The 21,987-nt window shown below is 55.7% G+C and carries 19 protein-coding genes; 10 read left to right on the top strand and 9 right to left on the bottom strand.

All coding sequences use genetic code 11. From position 1 onward, the window contains the following. Positions 1 to 233: 233 nt before the first annotated feature. Positions 234 to 1,019: a DeoR/GlpR family DNA-binding transcription regulator gene (locus ACR0BF_RS18740; protein ID WP_480477727.1), complete on the bottom strand. Its 786-nt coding sequence runs from the start codon at positions 1,017 to 1,019 to the stop codon at positions 234 to 236. A 203-nt stretch (positions 1,020 to 1,222) separates the two neighbouring features. On the opposite strand from ACR0BF_RS18740, the gene ACR0BF_RS18735 reads away from it, so the two are divergent. The 5 genes from ACR0BF_RS18735 (at position 1,223) to ACR0BF_RS18715 (ending at position 8,593) form a co-directional block, all read left to right on the top strand. Beyond that, the gene (locus tag ACR0BF_RS18735; protein ID WP_480625533.1) at positions 1,223 to 2,170 is read left to right on the top strand and encodes an ABC transporter substrate-binding protein; all 948 of its coding nucleotides are present in this window, start codon (positions 1,223 to 1,225) and stop codon (positions 2,168 to 2,170) included. A gap of 76 nt (positions 2,171 to 2,246) precedes the next feature. Beyond that, positions 2,247 to 3,269 (top strand): quaternary amine ABC transporter ATP-binding protein, encoded by a 1,023-nt coding sequence (locus ACR0BF_RS18730; protein ID WP_480625532.1) that lies wholly within the window; start codon positions 2,247 to 2,249, stop codon positions 3,267 to 3,269. Beyond that, on the top strand, positions 3,266 to 5,257 hold the full coding sequence (locus ACR0BF_RS18725; protein WP_480625531.1) for an ABC transporter permease: 1,992 nt from the start codon (positions 3,266 to 3,268) through the stop codon (positions 5,255 to 5,257). The genes ACR0BF_RS18730 and ACR0BF_RS18725 overlap by 4 nt, the downstream gene beginning before the upstream one ends. 1 nt (position 5,258) lies before the next feature. Further along, positions 5,259 to 6,140 carry a phosphotransferase gene (locus tag ACR0BF_RS18720; RefSeq protein ID WP_480520700.1) on the top strand — a complete coding sequence of 294 codons (882 nt, stop codon included), beginning with the start codon at positions 5,259 to 5,261 and terminating at the stop codon, positions 6,138 to 6,140. A gap of 8 nt (positions 6,141 to 6,148) precedes the next feature. After that, complete coding sequence (locus ACR0BF_RS18715; RefSeq protein WP_480520702.1) at positions 6,149 to 8,593, top strand: GcvT family protein; 2,445 nt, start codon at positions 6,149 to 6,151, stop codon at positions 8,591 to 8,593. 224 nt (positions 8,594 to 8,817) lie between these two features. Here the strand turns inward: ACR0BF_RS18715 and ACR0BF_RS18710 are convergent, their stop codons facing one another. Continuing rightward, positions 8,818 to 9,312, bottom strand: a complete 495-nt coding sequence (locus ACR0BF_RS18710) for an Lrp/AsnC family transcriptional regulator (RefSeq protein ID WP_480625530.1) — start codon at positions 9,310 to 9,312, stop codon at positions 8,818 to 8,820. Between the two features lie 85 nt (positions 9,313 to 9,397). Between ACR0BF_RS18710 and ACR0BF_RS18705 the strand changes: the two genes are divergently transcribed. Further along, positions 9,398 to 10,585, top strand: coding sequence for a diaminopropionate ammonia-lyase (locus ACR0BF_RS18705; RefSeq protein WP_480625529.1), 1,188 nt, complete (start codon positions 9,398 to 9,400; stop codon positions 10,583 to 10,585). Positions 10,586 to 10,719: 134 nt separating this feature from the next. On the opposite strand, the gene ACR0BF_RS18700 is transcribed toward ACR0BF_RS18705, so the two are convergent. The 4 genes from ACR0BF_RS18700 to ACR0BF_RS18685 all read right to left on the bottom strand — a co-directional run bounded on the left by ACR0BF_RS18700 (position 10,720) and on the right by ACR0BF_RS18685 (position 13,229). Next, a complete protein-coding gene (locus ACR0BF_RS18700) occupies positions 10,720 to 11,502 on the bottom strand; it encodes a VOC family protein (RefSeq protein WP_480555797.1) in 783 nt (260 codons plus the stop codon). Positions 11,503 to 11,630: 128 nt separating this feature from the next. Continuing rightward, positions 11,631 to 11,843 (bottom strand): hypothetical protein, encoded by a 213-nt coding sequence (locus ACR0BF_RS18695; RefSeq protein ID WP_480625528.1) that lies wholly within the window; start codon positions 11,841 to 11,843, stop codon positions 11,631 to 11,633. A gap of 117 nt (positions 11,844 to 11,960) precedes the next feature. After that, the gene (locus ACR0BF_RS18690; RefSeq protein ID WP_480625527.1) at positions 11,961 to 12,686 is read right to left on the bottom strand and encodes an MOSC domain-containing protein; all 726 of its coding nucleotides are present in this window, start codon (positions 12,684 to 12,686) and stop codon (positions 11,961 to 11,963) included. Continuing rightward, positions 12,687 to 13,229, bottom strand: a complete 543-nt coding sequence (locus ACR0BF_RS18685) for a MarR family winged helix-turn-helix transcriptional regulator (protein ID WP_480625526.1) — start codon at positions 13,227 to 13,229, stop codon at positions 12,687 to 12,689. Positions 13,230 to 13,315: 86 nt separating this feature from the next. Here ACR0BF_RS18685 and ACR0BF_RS18680 point away from each other — a divergent pair, with 86 nt between their 5' ends. The 4 genes from ACR0BF_RS18680 (at position 13,316) to ACR0BF_RS18665 (ending at position 16,648) form a co-directional block, all read left to right on the top strand. Next, entirely contained in the window at positions 13,316 to 14,065 is a 750-nt protein-coding gene (locus ACR0BF_RS18680) for a hypothetical protein (protein WP_480483495.1), read from the top strand. Positions 14,066 to 14,121: 56 nt separating this feature from the next. After that, entirely contained in the window at positions 14,122 to 14,646 is a 525-nt protein-coding gene (locus ACR0BF_RS18675; RefSeq protein ID WP_480625525.1) for a redoxin domain-containing protein, read from the top strand. A gap of 343 nt (positions 14,647 to 14,989) precedes the next feature. Beyond that, the gene (locus tag ACR0BF_RS18670) at positions 14,990 to 15,775 is read left to right on the top strand and encodes a phosphodiesterase (protein WP_480483499.1); all 786 of its coding nucleotides are present in this window, start codon (positions 14,990 to 14,992) and stop codon (positions 15,773 to 15,775) included. Positions 15,776 to 15,778: 3 nt separating this feature from the next. Further along, positions 15,779 to 16,648 carry an EamA family transporter gene (locus ACR0BF_RS18665; RefSeq protein WP_480625524.1) on the top strand — a complete coding sequence of 290 codons (870 nt, stop codon included), beginning with the start codon at positions 15,779 to 15,781 and terminating at the stop codon, positions 16,646 to 16,648. A gap of 292 nt (positions 16,649 to 16,940) precedes the next feature. Here ACR0BF_RS18665 and ACR0BF_RS18660 read toward each other — a convergent pair whose 3' ends face one another. Genes ACR0BF_RS18660 through ACR0BF_RS18650 form a run of 3 tightly spaced genes read right to left on the bottom strand, consistent with a single transcriptional unit; the run spans position 16,941 to position 21,935 of the window. Further along, a complete protein-coding gene (locus tag ACR0BF_RS18660; protein ID WP_480555787.1) occupies positions 16,941 to 18,305 on the bottom strand; it encodes an aminotransferase in 1,365 nt (454 codons plus the stop codon). Beyond that, positions 18,298 to 19,872 (bottom strand): trimethylamine methyltransferase family protein, encoded by a 1,575-nt coding sequence (locus ACR0BF_RS18655; protein WP_480555785.1) that lies wholly within the window; start codon positions 19,870 to 19,872, stop codon positions 18,298 to 18,300. The genes ACR0BF_RS18660 and ACR0BF_RS18655 overlap by 8 nt, the downstream gene beginning before the upstream one ends. Continuing rightward, entirely contained in the window at positions 19,869 to 21,935 is a 2,067-nt protein-coding gene (locus ACR0BF_RS18650) for an FAD-dependent oxidoreductase (RefSeq protein WP_480625523.1), read from the bottom strand. The genes ACR0BF_RS18655 and ACR0BF_RS18650 overlap by 4 nt, the downstream gene beginning before the upstream one ends. Between the last annotated feature and the right edge of the window lie 52 nt (positions 21,936 to 21,987).

Raw genomic sequence — 21,987 nt, 5'->3', positions numbered from 1 at the left:
AAAAACTCAAGAACCCGCCGGTCACATATCTCCGGCGGTTTCCTTCTCCCCAAGAACCCGCTCCGCAAAGTCCATAAACGCCCGTATGATCTTGACGTCACGACGCTGGGACGATGTGCTCTCAGTAGTCAATCTTTCTTTTGCAATGAAACAGGTGGAGCATCGGAGGGTTCCTTCACACCGGCTTGCCCGAAATATCACGTGACCTGATCTGCCCTGATGAGACAGAGCGCCTAGTCCGACCCTGCGATAACTACTTCGATATCATTTTTATCGAGCATGTCCTGGATATTGGCAGGAGGACGGCGGTCGGTAAAAAACACATCAATTCCGGCCATGTTGTGAAGAGATATCGGAGCCCGCTTGTTGAATTTTCCGCTGTCGGCAACGACGATGCGCACTTGCGCATTTTCAGCCGCAGCACGTGCGATATTGGCTTCTTCGAGATCATGCAGCATAAAGCCCAAATCTCCATTCACGGCTCCAACCGAAAACACTGCCAACTGTACGTTGAAACGCTTCACAAGATCCAATGCCTCTGCACCGAAAGCACCCCCATCATGGGCGCGCAATTCTCCACCGGCCAGAAACACCCGGTTGTTGTTGTGCTTTGACAACGTGTAAGCGACGAAAACCGAATTGGTAACCACAAACAGGTCTTTATGTTTCCGCAACGCAAGCGCGACGTAGGCGGTTGTCGAACCGATATCCAGAAATAAGGAGTCCCCGTCGCTAATTGTATTTGCGACTGCCCGGGCTATTGCTTCTTTCGCATGCGCTTGCGTTCCCAAGCGGTTTTCAAAAGGTGGTTCTATTGCGTCTTCGCTAAGATGTACGCCGCCATGAACCTTCCGCACGATCTTGCGCTCTTCCAGTGCCTTGACGTTACGCCGGATCGTTTCATTGGAAACATTCAGTTTTTGAGCCAAGAGGCTGACCCTGCACGACCCGCCCGCATGTTGCAGCTCTCGAAGGATTTCTTCTTCGCGCTGATTTGTGGTTTTTCGTGGCTTTAACATGCGACCTCCTGAAAGGGGGATACGGCAGTCATCCCAATAAAACAATATTGCGCCCAATACGGTGCCATTCGGGGCTTTGTGTGCGAATTATAACGAATTATCGTGGAGAAATGTGGTTTTTATTGACGTAGTTGTCAGATTGGCGCAGCATGGAAGTGTAATAAACGAAAAACACTCAAAAAGCCACATTCAGGGAGCACAACATGATCAGGAAATTCAATACACTACACGCAATAACATTAGTCGCTGGCGTAACTGCTTCGGCTTCTTGGGCCGTCGAATCGACGGACCCTATCAAACTGACGCTGCATGATTGGTCAGGACAGCTGATCAACACCAAGATAATGGGAGCAATCCTTCAAGAGGCAGGGTACAACGTTGAATATGTTCAGGCGGACTATATCGCTCAGTTTGCGGGCCTGAAGACAGGTGATCTACATCTGGCAATGGAAATCTGGGAAACCACCGGGCGTGAAGCGCTGGACGAAGCCACCGCCTCTGGCAACGTGGTGAACGTTGGTGAAACCGGTCTGATGGCGATCGAAGAATGGTGGTACCCAGCTTACATGAAAGACCGCTGCCCAGGCCTGCCAAACTGGGAAGCTTTGAAAGACTGCGCAGGGGAATTTGCCACCGCTGAAACCTCGCCAAATGGGCGCTATGTCGGTGGACCTGTGACCTGGGGCGGTTTCGACGACGAGCGCGTCGAAGCATTAGAGCTAGAGTTTGAAGTTGTCCACGCAGGCACGGATGCCGCGCTTTTTGCAGAACTGGAATCTGCATATCAGCGTGAAGATCCGATCATGCTTTGGGTCTATGTTCCACACTGGGCCCCGGCCAAATATGACGGCGAATTCGTGGAGTTTCCGCCATATTCGCCCGAGTGCTACAGCGACCCGTCAGTTGGTGTGAACCCGGATTTGGCCTATGACTGCGGAAAACCGCGTGGTCCGATCTGGAAGGCTGCTTGGGCTGGCCTGCAAGAGAAGTGGCCGGGCGCGTATGACATCATCGAAGCCTATAACATCAATAACGACGAGATGAGCGCCATGGTCGGCAAAGCCGATCTGGACGGTGTGGATATTGATGCAGTTGTCGCGGATTGGATGGAGACGAACAAAGACCGTTGGTCTGGCTGGATCTCTAAATAATCTGCTTGGCCGAAGCGGTTACCCCGCTCTCCTCTACCGCTTCGGTCTTCTTCCGTTTTAGTACCGGACATCACAGATGACCCCCACAACAAAACTGTCCTGCCGAAACGTTTGGAAGCTTTACGGTTCAAACGCCGAGACCTTTCTGGCGCAAAATCCGAACCCATCGGCAGATGAAATTCGAAATGCGGGTGTTATCGGAGCGGTACGCAACGCCAATATTGAAATCGTCGAAGGTGAAATCTTCATCATCATGGGCCTGTCCGGTTCAGGCAAATCAACCCTGGTTCGTTGTCTGTCCAGGTTGATCGAACCCACGAGCGGCGAGGTTCTGTTCGACGACGCCGACCTGCTGCGCGCCGGCGAAAAAGAAATGATTGAAATTCGCCGGCACAAGATGGGCATGGTGTTTCAGCATTTTGCCCTGCTGCCGCACCTGACCGTGTTGCAGAATGTGATGTTCCCCCTGACCATTCAGGCTACGCCCAAACACGAGGCCGAAGCAAAGGCGAGAGACGTGGTGGAACTGGTCGGTCTGAAGGGGCGTGAAGACTACTATCCACGAGAGCTCTCGGGTGGTCAGCAACAGCGTGTGGGCATTGCCCGATCATTGGTGACAGAACCCGATTTGTGGTTCCTGGACGAACCTTTTTCGGCCCTCGATCCGCTGATCCGTCGCGAAATGCAGGACGAATTTCTGCGACTACAGGAACGGTTGCATAAGACTATTGTCTTTATCACGCACGACTTTGAAGAAGCCGTTCGCTTGGCCGACCGCATCGCCATTATGAAGGATGGTGAAGTCATCCAGATTGCCACCCCAGAGGAGCTGGTGATAAATCCAGCGACAGATTATGTGGCTGAATTCACGCGGCATATTCCGCGCTCCAAGGTTTTGACGGTTGGTGGTGTAATGACCGTCGGCGCTGCGGGTAAGGGTGAGCCCATTGTGCAATCAACCCGCGTCTCGGCCGTGGCGGAACGGATCATCACCGCAGATGCACCAATTCCCGTGACAGACAGCAATGGTCTGGTTATTGGCGCCATTGATCGCAAGGCTGTGGCCCATGTGCTATTCGGTGAAGGGGACGCGGTATGAGCCGCCTGTCCCGCAGCCAGCTTGTCATTCTACTGCTTGTCGGACTGACAATCCTGCTGGGGTATTTCGGCAGTAACCTGGGAAAAGCGCTGGATGCGCGCTGGATCACCAAATTCCCGTCGGCTTGGGTCGTCCCGTTCAAAACTTATATTTCATCTGCGATGTCCTGGTTGATCGAGGATGCAGCAATCGGCCCAGTTTCGTTCACCGACGTTACCCGCGCTGCCGCTTGGTTGATCGAACAGCCCTATGACCTTGTCTTGTCCCTGCTGGCCGAAGGTTTTGTCACCGGGCAAGGCAATGATGCGCAAGTCATTCTACCTGCGATCAGCTGGATTGTAGTGATCACCGCCGTAGTAGCTTTGGGACAGTATTGCCGGGACTGGGGGCTCGCGGCATTGGTCGGCGGCTGCTTTACCTATCTGGCCGTCTTTGGCCAGTGGGACAGCGCGATGGTTACGCTTGCCTCGGTCCTGATTGCGGTGCCCATTGGCGCGGGCGGTGGGCTGTTGTTGGGGATATTGGCCTATCGCCACCTGACTTTCGACCGCATCATCTCGCCCATTCTGGACTTGATGCAGACAATCCCGATCTTCGCCTATCTGGTACCAATTCTGTTCATGTTCGGCTTTGGACCGATTTCGGCGCTGGTCGCCACGATCATCTATGCGACACCGCCTATGGTGCGAATCACCACGCTTGCCTTGAGAGCCGTCGACCCCGAAATTTTGGACTTCGGGCGCATGGCAGGCACGACGCAAAAGCAGTTGATGTGGCGCGTTTTGGTTCCTTCCGCCAGCCACAGTCTGATGGTGGGTGTCAATCAGGTGATCATGCTGACGCTGAACATGGTCATCATTGCCTCGATGATCGGGGCCGGAGGATTGGGGTTTGACGTCCTTGCCGCGCTGCGCCGCCTCGATATCGGCGCTGGGTTCGAGGCCGGTATTGCCATTGTGGTTCTGGCCATTGCGGTCGATCGCCTAAGTCAGGCCTTCGCCGAGCGTATGGGGCAGGTACATCACGAGCTCCCCGGCTCGTGGATCACCCGCCATCGCCGGACAGTTCTGGTAATGATCCTGCTGATTTTGACCTGGGTTCTAGGGCAGTTCTCACCCCTGCTGCTGGAATATCCTGAAAGCCAGACGATCACCACTGGCGGGTTCTGGGATGACACGGTCAAATACCTGAACATCAATTATTTTGACACGTTCGAGGCGATCAAGATCTTCTTCCTGACGTGGTTCATGATCCCGATAAAAACGGTTTTGCTGGGAATCCCATGGCCTTGGGCGATTGCCATGCTGACCTTGCTGGGTTGGCACGCGGGGGGCTGGCGGCTGGCACTGCTGTGCGGAGGACTGGCGTCGCTGATCCTCGTATCAGGACTGTGGGCCAAGGCAATGGTGACAGTTTATCTCTGCGGAGCCTCTGTGTTTCTTGCTACTCTGATCGGAGTTCCGCTGGGTGTTGTGGCCGCACTGAACAAACGCGCCGGGACAATGATCAACCTGTTGATTGATACGTTGCAGACTTTGCCCAGCTTTGTCTATCTGATCCCGGTAGTGATGCTGTTCCGGGTCGGCGATTTCACTGCCCTGATTGCCATAGTCCTTTACGCACTGGCCCCGGCCGTGCGTTATGCGGCCCACGGCGTGCGATCGGTCAGTGAGGAATTGATCGAGGCCGGATTGGTTTCTGGCTGCACACGCACGCAACTCCTGCGCCATATTCGCTTGCCCATGGCCCTGCCCGAAATCCTTCTGGGCATTAACCAGACCATCATGCTGGCGCTGTCCATGCTGGTTATCACGGCCCTCGTTGGCACCCGCGATCTTGGGCAAGAGGTCTACATTGCCCTGACAAAGGCTGACACTGGCCGGGGTCTGGTGGCAGGGCTGTCCATCGCATTCATTGCCATCATCGCTGATAGGCTGATCAACGCTAGCGCTCGCCAGGCACGCATCCGCTTTGGAATGGAGAGTTGACATGACCCAATCCGACCTGATGACCCGCATTCGAAAGCTACCGATCTGGCAGGGCGAGATCAAAGCCACCCCGTTGACGGGTGGGATTACAAATGTGAACTACAAGGTCACTGACAGCAGAGGATGCTATGTGGTGCGTGTCGGTGACGACATCCCTTTGCACCAGGTGATGCGCTTCAACGAACTGGCTGCCAGTAAGGCCGCACATGCAGCGGGTCTGTCACCCGCTGTAGTGTTTTCGTCCAACGAATTGACAGTGCTGGAATTCGTCGAAAGCCGCACTTTGACCGAAGAGGACATACGCGACCCCAGTATGCTGCCGCGGGTGCTGGAGCTCGTGAAAGCCTGCCACCTTGAGGTGCCCAAGCACCTGCGCGGACCGTCGCTGGTGTTCTGGGTCTTTCACGTCATCCGCGACTATGCTGCCACTCTCACCGAGCGTGGAAGTTCGCATAAGGGCCTGATCCCGGAACTTGTGCAAATTGGAAATGACCTGGAAGCCGAAGCCGGGCCGTACGACATCGTGTTTGGCCATAACGACCTGCTTTGCGGCAACTTTCTGGACGATGGCACCCGCCTGTGGCTGATCGATTTCGACTACGCGGGATTCAACTCGCCACTATTTGATCTGGGGGGGCTGGCCTCGAACAACTCCCTTTCCAATGAACAAGAAGACTGGGTTCTGGAAACCTATTTCCAGGCACCCGTCACCAACCAATTACGTCATCGCTATTCGGCGATGAAATGCGCCTCGCTGCTTCGTGAAACCATGTGGAGCATGGTGTCCGAGATCACCTCGGAAATCGACTTCGATTACGCAGCCTACACGAGCGAAAATCTCGCACGGTTTCGCACGGCCCTGACCGATTACAAAAACACCTGAGGACAGATATGACCGACCTTCCAAATACAGCCAAAGCCGTCATCATCGGCGGCGGCATCATCGGCTGCTCGACCGCCTATCACCTTGCCAAGCTTGGTTGGACCGACACGGTGCTGCTGGAACGCAAAAAGCTGACTTCGGGCACCACATTCCATGCGGCGGGCCTGGTGGGGCAGCTGCGTTCGAACGCCAATATAACTCAGCTGTTGGGATATTCAGTCGATCTGTACAACAAGATTGAAGAAGAAACCGGTCTGGGAACGGGCTGGAAAATGAATGGTGGTTTGCGTCTCGCCTGCAACGAGGAACGCTGGACCGAGGTCAAACGGCAGGCCACCACAGCCCATTCCTTTGGTCTGGACATGCAGCTGCTGACCCCGAAGGAAGCGCAGGATCTTTGGCCGCTGATGGATATCGGTGACGTCATAGGCGCGGCGTTCCTGCCCACCGATGGGCAAGCAAACCCCTCGGACATTACCCAGGCGCTGGCCAAGGGCGCGCGCATGGCAGGCGCGAAGATATTCGAAGATACAAAGGTCACCGATCTTGAAATCGAGAACGGCAAGATCCTCGCCGTAATCACTGAACATGGCCGTATCGAATGCGAAAAAGTGATCGTGTGTGCAGGTCAATGGACGCGCGACTTTGCCGCCAAGTTCGGCGTGAATGTGCCGCTGGTACCAATGGAACACCAGTACATGGTCACAGAACCATTTGGTGTGCCCGGCGATCTGCCTACCCTGCGGGACCCTGATCGGCTGACCTATTACAAGGAAGAGGTCGGTGGGCTCGTCATGGGCGGCTATGAGCCGAACCCGATCCCGTGGGCGGTGAATGGCATACCGAAAGGTTTCCACTACACCTTGCTCGACAGTAATTTCGACCATTTCGAACAGATCATGGAGCTGTCGCTGGGCCGGGTGCCAGCGTTGGAAACTGCGGGGATCAAGACACTGACGAACGGCCCCGAAAGCTTTACTCCGGATGGAAACTTCATCGTGGGTGAAGCACCAGAGCTGAAGAATTTCTTTGTTGGCGCTGGTTTCAACGCCTTTGGCATCGCCTCGGGCGGTGGCGCCGGAATGGTGCTGGCAGAATGGGCCGCCAAGGGCGAGCCGCCTTTTGACCTGTGGTCCGCCGACATTCGCCGTTTTGGCCGCCCGCATTTCGACACCGATTGGGTCCGCACCCGCACAGTCGAAGCATATGGCAAACACTACACCATGGCCTGGCCACACGAAGAACACGAATCCGGCCGCCCCTGCCGCAAGTCACCGCTTTACGATTCGCTTGAGGATCAGGGTGCGTGCTTTGGCGAAAAACTGGGTTGGGAGCGCCCGAACTGGTTTGCCGACGCATCGCTGGGCGAGGCGCCAAAGGACGAATACAGCTTTGGCCGCCAGAACTGGTTTGCCGCCGTTGGTCGCGAACACAAAGCAGCCCGGGAGGCGGCCGTGCTGTTCGATCAAACATCGTTCGCCAAATTCGCGCTGAAAGGCCCCGACGCCCTGGCTGCGATGAACTGGATATGTGCCAATGATGTGGACAAACCGGTGGGCGCTCTGGTCTATACGCAGATGCTGAATGACAAGGGCGGAATTGAATGCGACCTGACCGTGGGCCGTGTAGCGCATGATGAGTTCTACATTGTCACCGGCACAGGCTTTGCCACCCACGATTTCGACTGGATCAGCCGCAATATTCCGGACGGGCTAAACTGCCAGCTGTTCGATATCACCTCCTCAAACGCAGTATTGTCGCTGATGGGGCCGAAATCACGAGACATTCTGGCGGCGGTTACCCGCGACGATGTGTCGAATGACGGGTTCAAGTTTGGTACGATCCGGACAATCGGTATCGCCGGTTGCCCTGTCAGGGCACTGCGGGTGACATATGTGGGCGAGCTTGGCTGGGAACTGCACTTGCCTGTTGAATATGCACAAACAGTCTACACTGCGCTGATGGAAGTAGGGCAGCCACACGGGTTGGTTAATGCAGGCTACCGCGCAATTGAATCTCTTCGGTTAGAAAAGAGTTACCGCGCCTGGGGATCTGACATCGGGCCCGATCACACGCCGTTTGAAAGCGGGTTGGGCTGGGCTGTGAAACTGCGCAAAAACATAAACTTCAAGGGTCGCGCGGCAAGCGAAAAGCAAAAGGCCGAGGGCGTCAAAAAGATGCTGGCCTGCTTTACCGTCGACCCTGATGTGGTGCTGTTGGGCCGCGAAACGATATACCGGGATGGAGAACGTGTGGGTTGGCTAACGTCGGGTGGCTATGGTTACACGACCGGCAAATCCATCGGTTACGGCTATGTCCGAAACCAGGGTGGTGTCGATGCGGAATTTGTTACGTCCGGCACATATGAGTTGGAGGTTGCGACCCAACGTGTCCCCTGCGACGTTACACTTCAACCGCTTTACGATCCCAAAATGGACCGTATCAAATCGTAACACAAACCCCTGTAGCTTGGATGAGGTTGGGGCAAATGTGTCCCAACCTCATTACCTCAGGAAAGGTGTTCATTTTCCAGTTAAACCAAGAGGTGTCCCGGCAGGATTTACTGTCCAGATCACCAGGTTGCCGGCAGATTTGGAATGCACAAGCACTTTGTTTCCTGTTCTCGCTGCGCAACGTCAAATACCCCGCCGAACTACCTGCGCTAGTGGGGAACAAGTCAGATGTTCAACTGCATGGATGACTTTGTTCGGTCCATTGCAACGAATGTCCTGAACTTTCGGATGTTCTTGTTCGAGAAGAATAACCGTTGGGTAAGCTTTTCATATTCCGACATATCTCGAACGATAACGATCAGAACAAAATCCACTTCACCAGTAACATAGTAACATTGCTGAACCTCAGGGGCACCAAAGAAGCTGTTCTTGATTTCATCAATTTTTCCGCCTGTCTCGGTTTTTAGTTCGACTTCGACGAAAATGGTCAGCGGCAATCCCACGGCTGCCGGATCAATATGCGCTGATTGCGCGGCAATGATCCCTTCCGCCTCCATGCGTTTGATCCTTCGCTGTACGCTGGGCGCAGACAGATTCACGCTTTCACCGATTTGACGGTGCGGCACCGTATTGTCCTGCTGCAACACCCTAAGAATCGCGAGATCGAAGCTATCCAGACTTCCTGATGAAAATTTTTGCTTCACGGCAACCTCATGCAAGTTTGTTTCAATTTTACCTGCAACTTAGAGCAAAAACATCACCGCCATTGATTTATTTTTGCACCAACAATGGAAGGACCACAAAATGCTCGCAAACTTTGAGACTGTCGGAATTGAAAGCCATGCAGCCAAGCCACGCTTTGGCCATGCCGCCGCAACCACTTTACCCCGCGAGGGTTTTGACCTCGCGCAGCGGGAAATTCAAAGCTGGAATGGATATGAAAGAGCCCCAATGCTATCCCTTCAAGGTCTAGCCGATGCGCTGAATCTGGGCACAGTCTGTTACAAGCATGAAGGGTTAAGATTTGGCTTGGGCAGTTTCAAAGCACTTGGCGGCGCTTATGCGGTTCTGCGGGTATTACAGCGTGAATTGACCGAAAAGGCAGGCCGGGAAGTCACCGCCGATGAGATTCGAAACGGCACCCATGCTGCCGAAATTGCAGACATAACCGTCATCTCCGCAACAGATGGCAATCACGGGCGTTCAGTGGCTTGGGGTGCCCAGCGCTTCGGCGCGCCTTGCCGAATTTACATTCACAAAGAAGTAAGCGAATTTCGCGCCGACGCAATGCGCCAGCTGGGGGCCGAAGTGATCCGAGTTGATGGAGATTACGACGCTTCCGTAGCACAGACCCGCATTGATGCAGCAGAACACGGCTGGTTGATCGTTTCGGATACTTCCTGGCCCGGTTACACTCAGGCCCCGCTTGATGTCATGGCTGGCTATGGGGTCATGGCGCGTGAGATCGTGCAGGACTTAGCTTTGCCACCCACCCATGTCTTCCTGCAAGGCGGCGTTGGAGGCTTGGCGGCTGCCGTCACCGCGGTATTCCTCCAGGATTGGGGGCAGAATGCTCCGCGCGTCATCGTGGTCGAGCCTGAATTGGCCCCCTGCCTTTTTGCAAGCGCCCAGGCAAATCGGCCTACAGCCGTCGAAGTAGGCGAAGAAACCATAATGGCTGGGTTATCCTGCGGCGCGCCGTCCGAATTGGCATGGAACGTTTTGGGAGAGGCCGCCAGCGGTTTCATGACGATCCCTGATCAGCTTGTGGCACCGGCCGTCCGCCTATTGGCAAACGGCGCTTTCGGAGATGAGCCAATCGAGGCTGGCGAAAGCGCCGTAGCCGGTCTGATTGGCTTGATCTGCGCGTCATTGCGCACCGACCTGCGACAACAATTTCAAATTACACCAAAATCCCGAGTGATGTTAATCGGGTCAGAGGGCGTCACAGATCCGCATGTTTTCAACCGGATCATGAATGATAGCAACTGACATGCGGAAATGACCCGCTTGGTATTCCCCCTTGGTGGAAGCCGCGCCCGGCTTCCACCTTCCGGCCAGGCCGCCGGAGTTTACCTCTGTCCCACCTGCAAGATACGCCTTTGTCCTTAGCCAATCATGCAGGTTCACTTCCTTTCGACAGAGAACCGCGTTCCCCAAGGGTCCGTCAGCTCTTGCGGTTGCAATACAGTCCCATCCGTCAACAGCACGATCTCGTCCAAGCCGCTGCTGTCAGTTGGACGAGCTTTTGCACCATTGCTGTTCCAGATATTGCCTGCAAAGTGATGGTGGTACCCGCCCGAACTGTAGAACCCTGCTGAACCTTCGTGCAGCATGCAGTCCTGCGCTAGATGTCGCGTCATAAATTCGTCGACCGAATTGATATCCCCGACCTGAAGGTGGACATGTCCGACCACCATATTTTCCGGAGCCCCGGACCAGTCTGTCCGGGCTGCACCTGCAATGGCCCCCAGATCCAGATGATGCGAGCCCATGCGGGTATACTTTCCATCCATCTGCCATGTATCAACAGGCCGGTCGGCGTAGATTTCGATCCCATTGTCTTCTGGATCGTTGAGATACAACGCCTCGCTGACGTCGTGATCCGCCGCCCCGGTCAACGGGATGCGGTTTTGTGCAGCATAGATCAGCCAGCGTCCCAGGTAATCGCGGTCCGGCATTAGAAAAGCTGTATGGAAAAGGCCCGCCGCATGCGGATAGCGACGCGCGGTACGGTCTTGGCGCAACTCGAGCAGAACGTTGTTTCCAGCGCCCAGTTTCAGGGTTTCGCCATCCCGCGCCAATTCCTCAAGGCCGAGCACTTGTTGGTAAAAGGTCCCAACAGCGTCCAGATCGTTCACAATCAGTGCCACACGGCCGATTGACACGGGGGCTTCACTGCTTTTCATGCCAAAGACTCCTTTTCTGAGATTCGAAACCCCCTTCCCATCAACCGCGCTGGCCTATGCCCGCGTTCCCAGCATATTCGCGATCATCGCTGTACTGGCGGCGGCAGTCAAACCTCCGGCCATCCTGTTTAGAAATCCTCGCCTGTGCACATTGCCGGGTTTGCAACATAGGAACCCTCGGCAAGCACGCGGTACAGATCGACCTGAACATCAGGATCGGCGGCCAGTTCACCGGCAACAGCCTTGATCAACTCAACCGGCCCCTCGCCACACGCGGTGGCGTGCTGAACATAGGTATCGCCAATATACCACGCGAAGTTGTTGAGGTTCCGGTAAACCAAAACATCCCGACAAAACCCTTCGTCCAGTTTGATCGAGGCCTGGGTTTGTGCGTCTTTGCTTAGCTTATCGGCAGCGAGCGGGGTACCTGCCCAAGTCGTCCGCCCATCATACCGACGTCACCCAGTGGACCCCTCGGACGACGTATTCGGCATGCTCCCCAATCTCGCACGCGTATCTTCTTTTACATCGCCCATGGCCATGCGCGCGAAGGCTTGCCGCCAGCCTCGGGCAAGGTCTGTCAGATTTGCGAGGGCTTCGGTATCTTCACGGGAAACTCGTCGTGTGAGACGGGCGCGGGTCACGTACAACACGCTCCAGTCCGGATTGCGCCTTTCAATCAACGTTATTCGATCTCCTGCTTCGACCTCACCGGTTTCCAGAACACTGTAGTACCACCCTGTGCGACCCGTTTTCTGAAACAGGTAGGGCATCCTTTCATTTCCAGTGTGCAGTCCCAGTTTCCAGCAGGGCTGACGGCCCTGGCTGATTTGAACGATTGCCGTGCCCAGCCTCAGGATGTCGCCAATGCACAGATTTTCCTCGGTCAAACCGGTTGTTGAGATGTTTTCACCAAAAGCAGCGGGCACTGCGCCGGGGGGCAGCTGCCCTTCTCTCTGCCAATCCGCATAGTGATCCTGCGCATAATGGTGAATGGCTTTCTCTGCACCGCCATGCACGGTCAGGCCCGCCTGTGCATCGTCAGAAAAACCAGTAAGAGAAATGACCTGACGTCCGGGCACCCGGTCCTTTTGAATGGCAGAGGGCGGCCTTGCTTCCCAGCGGTTAGTGACACGACCCAGGAAAATGCCACCGATTTCTGAGGATAGTTCAGGAAGGAACATTCAGGCTTCTTTGTGTTCGATGCATATCTTTTCTTCTTCGCCGCGCTCGAGGCTAAGGTTCAGCAAGGTGCAATAGTCATTTCCCATACCTGTCTCATGATAGGCGCAGGTCATGCATTTCCCGAACGAGTGACCACCGTTCGCTGCCAATGCCAACATCAAGCTCTGAAGCAGACCATCCTTGAGAGACACCTGAACGCTGGAGGGCAGATTGCCGATGGCGTCAGCAATCGGATTGGCCTCTGTCAAAACAGAGGCGCCCGCCTTGGACAGTTCGTACGAGATCGACCGCTGGTCAGATTTTTGTCGGTGCTCGGCAGCGTATCCCTTGCGCACAAGCGCTTTCAGTGTCTGGGACATCGTTCCGCGGGTTGTCCCAAGGTACTCAGCGACATGTGACGGTGAACGGGAAAACTGATTTGCCTCGGAAAGGTACTCCAGCGCCGCCCTTTGTGTCGGGTTCAGGTCGCCCGTCCAGCCCGCAGCGGAATCTATCCGGGCAAGACGGTTGATAAGGATACGAATACTGTGGGCGGTTCTCATGCCCAACAAGTAGCGAGTCGAAATTAAAGTTGCAATATGTTTCTCCGTTTGGTAGCGAGTCGATATCACTTTACCGGAGATAAGAAATGACACTCACCTGGAAATCACTTGCTGCAGTTGTGATCGGAGCTTCGTCCGCCGTCGCAGAAGGCGATCACGCGATACATCAGGAGGGGGCTGTTGTCTCTCCCGCTGATGTCGCCAAGGTGGCCGACTTTGACATCCTTGCAGCGCATGCGCATCGCAACGGCAATACCATTACGTTCCACATGACCACCAATGGTACTGCCGGGGCATCGGTGCCGGCAGGAACCGGGGCAGTAGGAGGGTCAGACGTCTGGTCCTATGTGTGGCCTACATCCCTGGATACGTCTGCAGTAGGTTTCGAAGGCGGCGCCGGCATCTTGGCAATGGCTGCAACCAGCCACCCGGATTTTGACGACACCCCGCTGTTTGATGAAAACGGCGATGGCGACCCAGCCAACGACGGTATCGAATGGCACAGCCACTGGGTTGTTCTCGCCCCGACCGAAACTTGCGGCCCGGGCGCCCTTGCAGTGCGCGATATCCCTGAAGGGACGACGCCAAAGCTTCCTGCAACCTGGCCTGGATTCCCAATCTTCCTGGACAGCCCAGGGTTCACACCGCTGTTCGATGGTCCGGAAATTCAAGTCAAAGCCGGATTTTCCAACGACGTTCAGTTGGAAGGCATCGCTTATGATGGCGTAACCTCTGCTCTGCGGGTAAACGCCAACATTCACGCTCCGCTTTTGTGCGTCACGGATGTTTTCGACATTGCCTCGGGCGACCTGAGCCTACCGGGCAAGCTTCAATAACGATGTCAGCCGGTCGTCTCAGGCAGGCGGCCGACCTCTGAACAGGAGAGATCAATATGCAAGCGCCTGAACTGCAGGTCAGTGAATGGTTCAACACTGACAAGAACTTAATGCTTTCGGATTTCCAGGGTAAGGTTGTCGTCATTGAGGCTTTCCAGATGCTATGCCCAGGCTGCGTCATCCATGGCATCCCTCTGGCACAAGCTGTGCGGGAGCATTTTTCCAACGAACACGTCGCCGTAATCGGTTTGCACACCGTTTTCGAACATCATGACGCGATGACCCCGGTATCACTGAAAGCCTTTCTTCACGAATACCGTATCAAATTTCCTGTGGCGGTCGACAAACAGGGCACCGGGCCTTTGCCGGAAACCATGGCGGCATACGGAATGCGCGGCACGCCCAGCCTTGTTCTGTTGGATCAGTCAGGACGGATTGCAGCACATCACTTTGGCCAGGTCTCAGAGCTGCAAGTGGGTGCAGAGATTGGCAGCCTGCTTGCCCGTAAGGCTGCCGCTGTGGACGCAAGTCGGCAACCCAGCCAGGCCAGGCGGTGTGATGACACTGGCTGCGCTGTGTGAAACGGCGGCATACAGAGGGCAAACCTAAGCGTATCTACCTCCTCGGCGTGCGCGACATTGGTTCTCCATTTTCTCTGCTAAGCAAAACTGCCCGGGTTCCACATGTTCGTTTAGGCACGGTACCGCGCCCGTTTCAGACTTGCGTACCCGCGACAGCGATACGGCCGGATTATCTGGACTACGGCTTCACATCATTTGGGGGAAGTTTCGCGAACTCTGTCGTGTACGACTGCAAACCTTGTCGCGTATGAGCGAGTGAACCCAGTGAATTTCTTACTAAATCCGTGTGATCGGCAAACTTCGTCGATACCTTATTTCTTGCAATACTCGGGGAAAAGGGCTGATGAAATTCATTCACATCACTGACATACACCTCGTCCGCGACTCCGGCCCGCTAAACGGCGGCTTTCCATCCCAGCGGCTGGACGCCTGTTTGGACGATATCGTTCGGTGCCATTCCGATGCGGCGTTCTGTGTCATCTCTGGCGATTTGGCTGAATTTGCCGAGGATGAGGCCTATCGGGCGCTCAAGGCGAAACTGGCCGCATTTCCGCTCCGCTCTTTTCTGCTGATTGGAAATCACGACGACAGAACTGTTTTCCAATCGATCTTCCCGGATCATCCAAAGGATGCCAACGGGTTTGTCCAGCATCGGTTCGAAACGGATGAGGGGGTTTTCTTGTTTCTCGATTCAACCAAAGACGGGCGCGATGTGCATGAAGGGCAGCTTTGCCCTGCCCGGCTGGACTGGCTCAGGCAGCAACTGACCCAAGCCGAGGACAAGCCAACCTATGTGTTCCTGCACCACCCGCCCTTTGACCTTGGCATTCCCCTTGTGGACGAGATCAGGCTGGTCGAGGCGGACGCCTTTGCTGACGCCCTCAAACACGGGCGCAACATTCGGCATGTGTTTTACGGCCATGTGCACCGCATGACCTATGTGAACTGGCGCGGCATTCCATTTACCAGCCTGCCCAGTCTCAACCATCAGATTCCGTTGAATGCGGCCAGTGTCGATGGCGAGTTCTGCGACGAACCTCCGGCTTACGGTGTCGTACAGATCGCCGAGGATCAGCTGACGGTGCATTTCAACACTTTCCTGCAACGCAACCCATTGCATCAGACCTGAGGTATGGAAGCCTATTGGATCGCATTGGTTCTGGTTTCGGCGGCAACCCACCCATTGCGCGACCTTACGCTGAAAGGGGTTGCGCATCCGGTGTCGTGCTATGTCGGAGTGTCTCTGACCTGGGTGATTCTGGCGGCGGTTCATACGCTGGTCATGGGTCAGGAATTGAGCCTGTCGCTTGAGACCTGGCCCTTTGTCGCAATCTCAGCCCTTGGTTTGACCTTCTATTACTACGGCACATTGTCGGCCCTGAGACGTGGGAACCTGTCGGTTTATTATCCGATTATCCGTTCGTCGCCGATTGCCATTGTCGCCTTCAGCTGGCTGGCCCTTGATCAGCATTACTCGTGGTTCACCCTGCTGGGGATCGCATTGGTCCTGCTAGGCAGCCTGATGATTCAGAAGGCGCCTGGCGGGCTGCTGCATGATCACAAAGCATTCGCGCTGGCAAGTATGGCGATGCTGGGATCTGCCGCTTATTCGCTAAGCGATGCCCAAGCGATGAAGCTGACCAATCCGGCACCTTTCCTGTTTTTCACCTATATTCTGGTGACACCGCTGCTTGCTGGCATCAGGGCCTGGGAAGATCGCCACTTGTCAGCCCCGTTCCTGGGGGTCGTGCGGGGCTGGGCACAGGCACCGGTGCGGATCGCATTTGCCGGGATCGTGTCCTATCTGTCCTACCTGTTCATCCTAACCGCTTTTCAGCTTGGGGCTGAGGCCGCCACAGTCAGCGCGGTCCGGCAAGCATCAATCCCGGTTTCGGTGACCCTCGCAGCGATCATCCTCAAGGAATCCCGCTTTCTGCACCGTATCGGCTGGGCCAGCCTGATCGCACTGGGAATTCTCTTGATTACGCTGTCCCGAGGTTAAACATGTATCCACTGTCTTGATGTACCGCAAATTCACCATTCTTCCACTGGCCTTGTTTGGGATCTTTCCGGACAAAATGGCCGGTCCTGTAGTGGCGTGCACGACAAAACCAAAGGATTATACTGATCGACCCGAAACGCTCTATCGCTGGACCCAATGCTAGGATGCCGTAATCGTTCTGACAGTGCAAATACGCCAATTCCTAAGCGAAAAATGAACTTGGCAATCCCTAAGATCGAAATGCCGCTATATTACCCGATCTCCAGATTATTACAGAAACAGCCCACACCAGTCACCGGCCACTGATTCTGCCGAGCCATTCGGATGTCGCTTCTAGCCCTTGCCGCAGGATAGTAAACATATGCTCGATTTCGCCTTGTGTAATGATGAGGGGCGGCGAAAGAACACACATGTTGATCACGGGTCGAACAAGCAGACCGCGTTTCTGGCATTCCATATCGATACGGCTGCCAATCTCATAGTCGCGCCCCAGCTCGCTCTGGGGATCGCCATCGACTGAGCACTGAACACACCCCATCAATCCCATCCCACGCGCATCGGCCACGATGTCAATCTGGCGCAACTGCTGTAACTGATCCTGAAAAACCGGGCCGACTTTTCGAACGTGTTCGAGTATCCTTTCCCGCTCGATAATCTCGATGTTTTTCAACCCGGCAGCCGCGCTGACCGGATGGCCCGAATAGGTATAGCCATTCGAAAAGGTGGCATCTTTTCCCGCAACATCCGCAATCAACCTGTCAGAAATAATCGCGGCCCCCATCGGCGCATACCCGGATGTCATTCCTTTGGCACAGGTGATTATGTCAGGCTGAATGCCAAAGACAGCCTCGGAGGCGAACCAATGACCCAAACGACCGAAAGCCGTCACGACCTCGTCGGAAATATACAAGACATCATACTTCCTGCAGATGTTCAGGCAGCGTGCGTGATACCCAATTGGTGGTACGATGACGCCGCCCGAGGCCAAAACCGGTTCGGCGATAAAAGCGGCAACATTTTCCGGGCCAAGTGCCACAATGGCGTTTTCGAGATCGGCAACTTTCTCGTTCAGAAAGCTTTCATCGCTTTGACCGGGCGCGCGGTAAAGCGGGTTCACGTCCGGCAGGAAATGCGCCAGGTCGTCGGCCTTGTCGAGCCAGAGCCTGTCACGTTCCTTCCCACTGACGCTGGCCGCCAGATATGTGCTTCCGTGATAGGCTTTTTGCCTTGAAATGATTTTCTTTTTCTCTGGCCAACCCATTAGGTTGTTGCGGAAATGGACAAACCGGATGGCAGTATCAACCGCAGTGGAACCGCCGGTTGTAAAGAAGACATTATTCAGGTCACCCGGCGCACGTTTGGCGATTTCGCGGGCAAACTGTGCCGCAGTCGAGTTTGTGTTGTTGAAGGGCGAGAAATAGGCAAGGTTCCGGGCTTGCTCGGCCATTGCTTCGGCCATTTCCGCGCGTCCATACCCAATCTGGGTGCACCACATGCCCCCCGGTCCGTCGATCAGGCGTGCACCTTTTTCGTTTATCAGATGAATGCCGCTGGCACCTTCGATAAAGGTGCGGTCGTTTTCACCCAAAGCCTCCATCCCTTCCCACGGGTGCAGGAAGTGGTCGTTGTCCCATTGCTTTACGTTGGAATTATCCATGGCGCGCCATGCTTTCCGCGCTTAACACAATGGGAAATTCTTCGCGTACCCGAGCGTCCAAGGCGCCAAAATAGTTGGGGAAATGGCTGTCGAGGATGGAATTCGCCTTGTCGCGGGCGCGGTCCAGAAGATCCGTTTTCCCCTCGTTCTCCCAAGTGTCCGTACGCTCTCGGTCCATAAGCTGAGGGTAGACGAATTCGCTGTTCATATAGCTCAGCGTGTGCGGATTGCCGAGGAAATGACCCGGATCTATGGCACATTGGTGAATCACATCCACCGCCATGGTTTCATCGGTAACCTCTATCCCGCGCAACGATCGCAGGATCATGCCGCCGGCTTCGTCATCGATGACCATGCTTTCAAAGCTGCATCCCATAAGACTACCGATCATACCACCAAACTCGCACAGGCGATTGGCGCCGGCATGCGCTGCAAGGGTAAAGGTCAGCGCCTTTTCCAACCCGTATTGTGCATCAGGTATTTTTGCATCGGTCATACCTGCACCCACCGAAGTGGGAAGGCCGTAAAAGTTGCCCATCTGAATTGCTGCGGCACCAATCAGCGCCTGTTCACCACTGCCGCCGGTGAAAGACCCGCTGCGCAGGTCCGTTATGAAAGGCCAGGCCGCAAAGCAGATAGGGCAACCCGGCGTGATCAGGTTGACGATGGCGACGCAGGCAAGTGTTTCGGCGACGGTTTGAACCAGTGTTCCCGCAAGCGTCGCCGGAGCCGTGGCCCCGGCTTGAGGCGGCACGGCCAGATCAACAGTCAGGCCCAGCTTGGCCGTATCGATCAAGATTTCCATGTTTTCCTTGCCGACCCGCAGAGGGGAAACAATGGGGCAGCCGCCGAATATGACGCTTGGCTTTTTCAGGAAAGCCCCCTCGCCGCCCTGAGCCAGGTCAAACATGCGGATGGCATGTGGAATGTGGCTGCGGTCGCGGAATGTCAGGCAGGCGGGTTTTTGGCTGCCTGCAAGCATGGCGTAAATGGTGTTCATGTCATGGGTGAAATCATCGGTCACATCCGTCGCCAGAACCGTGTCGCCCAGCATGTGAATGTTTTCCAAACGGTCTACCAGGCGGGTGAAATCATAAACATCACGCAGAACCGACGGACGATAGGTTTTGGTTTTGGCATCGAATGTTGTCACGGCGGTTCCAGAGTTGGCGAAGTAAACGCTCTCTGCCGAACAATGCATGTCGTCTTTGCCTTCACGCTCTCCGCGGGCATAGACATAAAACTCCTTGGCAGCACCAGCCAGGATGTCTTCCATCAGGGCGCGTGGAAAGCACAGCCGGTTGAGGTCACTCAACATAGCACCTTTGGGAAGCACCAGCTCAAGCAACTCCGGGAAATGGTCGGTAATACCGGTTTGTTCCAGAACGGTCAGGGCTGCATGATGGATGTTCTCCATATCGATTTGAGTCAGAGGTCTATAGCGTCCGCCGCTCAGACCCCCGCGTACGGCTTCGTTACCCGTGGTCGTCTGTTGTACCTTCAGACGCGCTGCGCGCCCGCCGCCCCCGCGACGACGTGAACGGGTTGTTTCATTGGTGCTGTTCATGTCGCATCCTCTGCCAAATCAATAATCTCACGGCGAAACCAGTCTTTGTCTGCATCGGCCTTTGGGCGCTCGAAATCGCGGGCGGCGCGATGGCCGGCAAAAACCGCGTCTGCGATCAATCCCGGCGACGCGGCATCACCAATGAGGTCAAGGGTTTTCAAACCGGCCCCCTTCAGGCTGTCGAAAAGGGCAGTTTCACGCTTGCGCTCGGTCACCAGAACCGTTGAGGCGCACGGGATTTCAATTTCGCGGCCGGTAAAGACACAGCCGATCCGCACCGCGCCGCCCTGAACCGCCGTAAGCACCTCATTGCAGCGGATATCCACCCCCAGTTCGATCATACGGGCCTGGATGCGGGACTGTTCCAAAGTATGAACGGCGTAGGCCGAAACCAAACTCTCTGGCGTGGCAAAAATGACCTGATATCCGGCAGTCGCCAGTTTCTCGGCAATCACTCCCGCCAGATAGATGTGGTCATCATCATAGATCATCACCGGGCCGCCCGGGGGCAGAACCCCATTCATGATCTCATCAGGCGTCAGCACCTTGGCACCCGGCATGACCGTGGGCAGGCGGCGCTGCGTGTTGCGACCCACGCCATCTGCGCGCCAATAGCTGCCGGTTGCGACAAAGACATGTTCGATGCCAAGCTCGGAGACTTGTCCGGCTTCGAGCTTGCTGTCCGTGAACAACTGTACGTTGGCCCGCTGCTTCAGATCGTTCAGGCGATAGTCAACCACCCGCGACCAGGCGGCGAGGCCGGGAAGTCTGCTTTCCCTGCCAACCCGTCCACCAAATTCGGTCGAGGCCTCGGCCAGTGTCACCTGATACCCGCGCCGTGCCAATTGCATGGTGCATTCCAGCCCCGCAGGTCCGCCACCGATGACCAGCACTTCTGCCTCGCTTTTTTTCGGCTCAATGATCTCGGGGTGCCAGCCGCGGCGCCATTCCTCGCCCATCGTTGGGTTTTGTGTGCAGCGGATCGGAACACCCAGATTGTCCGACGACACGCAGATATTGCAGCCGATGCATTCGCGGATTTCGTCGATCCTGCCTTCCTCGATCTTTTTTGGTATGAAAGGGTCCGCAATGGATGGCCGCGCGGCACCGATAAGGTCGACAATTCCCTTTTTGACCACCGACAGCATCATGTCCGGGGACGTCAGTCGGCCAACGCCAACAACAGGTTTTCGGGTGATCTGTTTGACGTGAGACAGAAACGCGTTCTGATAACCATCTTCGGGCTGGAAACGGGTCGTTGCGCTGTCATTGGACCAATCCGCCACATTCACGTCCCACAGGTCGGGAAGATCGGCCAATAGCTCGACAATGGCGCGGCCTTCTTCTGCCGCCTGCATACCGTCGGCGCCCATCATCTCGTCAATGGCAAAGCGGAACGCCACGGCACAGCTGTCGCCTATGGCATCGTGGGTGTCTTCCAGCAGTTCACGGGTCAGCCGCACACGATTTTCAAGCGACCCCCCATATTCATCGCTGCGCTGGTTCATATGGGGCAGCATGAAATGCTGTGCCAATGTCATGTTGTGCCCGGCATAGACATAAACGATGTCAAACCCGGCCTCTTTCGCGCGCAGGGCCGCGTCGCGGTGCCAGCGGCGAAGTTCCCTAATATCAGCCTTGTCCATGGCTTGCGCGTGCTTTGGTTGCGTCGTATCCACAGACATTTCGGACGGTGCAAGAACCGGAGCGCGGGTCAGCAGGTTTTGCGCATGGTTGCCGTTATGAACCAGTTGGATGGCCGCCAACGCACCATGTGCATGCACCGCATCCGTCATCAGACGCAGCGCAGGCACATCGCGCGCATCCCACAGTCGCCCTTCTGGGAACGGGGACAAATCCGAGGTCGGATGAATCTCGGTCTCCTGATTGGACACCACGGCCCAGCCACCTTCTGCTTTCATTCCCCGCACGGCAGCGTCCGCCCGCGGCCTGAGATGCCCCATCCCGGTGCAATGCGGCACCTGATAAAAGCGGTTTCTGGCTGTCACCGGCCCGATCTGGACCGGTTCAAAAAGCAGAGCATATGGGTTCGCGTTCGACATAATCACGCGTTTTCCTGTAGTTGGGTTCCGGAGCCCTTAGGCCCCGGATGAT

The organism is Ruegeria sp. AG7, from assembly GCF_056541545.1.
This window is presented reverse-complemented; position numbering and strand designations above follow the sequence as displayed.

What these genes read in the sequence shown, in the direction of transcription:
- ACR0BF_RS18740 (WP_480477727.1), bottom strand. Translation starts at nt 1,019, where the DNA reads ATGTTAAAGCCACGAAAAACCACAAATCAGCGCGAAGAAGAAATCCTT.
- ACR0BF_RS18735 (WP_480625533.1), top strand. Translation starts at nt 1,223, where the DNA reads ATGATCAGGAAATTCAATACACTACACGCAATAACATTAGTCGCTGGC.
- ACR0BF_RS18730 (WP_480625532.1), top strand. Translation starts at nt 2,247, where the DNA reads ATGACCCCCACAACAAAACTGTCCTGCCGAAACGTTTGGAAGCTTTAC.
- ACR0BF_RS18725 (WP_480625531.1), top strand. Translation starts at nt 3,266, where the DNA reads ATGAGCCGCCTGTCCCGCAGCCAGCTTGTCATTCTACTGCTTGTCGGA.
- ACR0BF_RS18720 (WP_480520700.1), top strand. Translation starts at nt 5,259, where the DNA reads ATGACCCAATCCGACCTGATGACCCGCATTCGAAAGCTACCGATCTGG.
- ACR0BF_RS18715 (WP_480520702.1), top strand. Translation starts at nt 6,149, where the DNA reads ATGACCGACCTTCCAAATACAGCCAAAGCCGTCATCATCGGCGGCGGC.
- ACR0BF_RS18705 (WP_480625529.1), top strand. Translation starts at nt 9,398, where the DNA reads ATGCTCGCAAACTTTGAGACTGTCGGAATTGAAAGCCATGCAGCCAAG.
- ACR0BF_RS18700 (WP_480555797.1), bottom strand. Translation starts at nt 11,502, where the DNA reads ATGAAAAGCAGTGAAGCCCCCGTGTCAATCGGCCGTGTGGCACTGATT.
- ACR0BF_RS18690 (WP_480625527.1), bottom strand. Translation starts at nt 12,686, where the DNA reads ATGTTCCTTCCTGAACTATCCTCAGAAATCGGTGGCATTTTCCTGGGT.
- ACR0BF_RS18685 (WP_480625526.1), bottom strand. Translation starts at nt 13,229, where the DNA reads ATGAGAACCGCCCACAGTATTCGTATCCTTATCAACCGTCTTGCCCGG.
- ACR0BF_RS18680 (WP_480483495.1), top strand. Translation starts at nt 13,316, where the DNA reads ATGACACTCACCTGGAAATCACTTGCTGCAGTTGTGATCGGAGCTTCG.
- ACR0BF_RS18675 (WP_480625525.1), top strand. Translation starts at nt 14,122, where the DNA reads ATGCAAGCGCCTGAACTGCAGGTCAGTGAATGGTTCAACACTGACAAG.
- ACR0BF_RS18670 (WP_480483499.1), top strand. Translation starts at nt 14,990, where the DNA reads ATGAAATTCATTCACATCACTGACATACACCTCGTCCGCGACTCCGGC.
- ACR0BF_RS18665 (WP_480625524.1), top strand. Translation starts at nt 15,779, where the DNA reads ATGGAAGCCTATTGGATCGCATTGGTTCTGGTTTCGGCGGCAACCCAC.
- ACR0BF_RS18660 (WP_480555787.1), bottom strand. Translation starts at nt 18,305, where the DNA reads ATGGATAATTCCAACGTAAAGCAATGGGACAACGACCACTTCCTGCAC.
- ACR0BF_RS18655 (WP_480555785.1), bottom strand. Translation starts at nt 19,872, where the DNA reads ATGAACAGCACCAATGAAACAACCCGTTCACGTCGTCGCGGGGGCGGC.
- ACR0BF_RS18650 (WP_480625523.1), bottom strand. Translation starts at nt 21,935, where the DNA reads ATGTCGAACGCGAACCCATATGCTCTGCTTTTTGAACCGGTCCAGATC.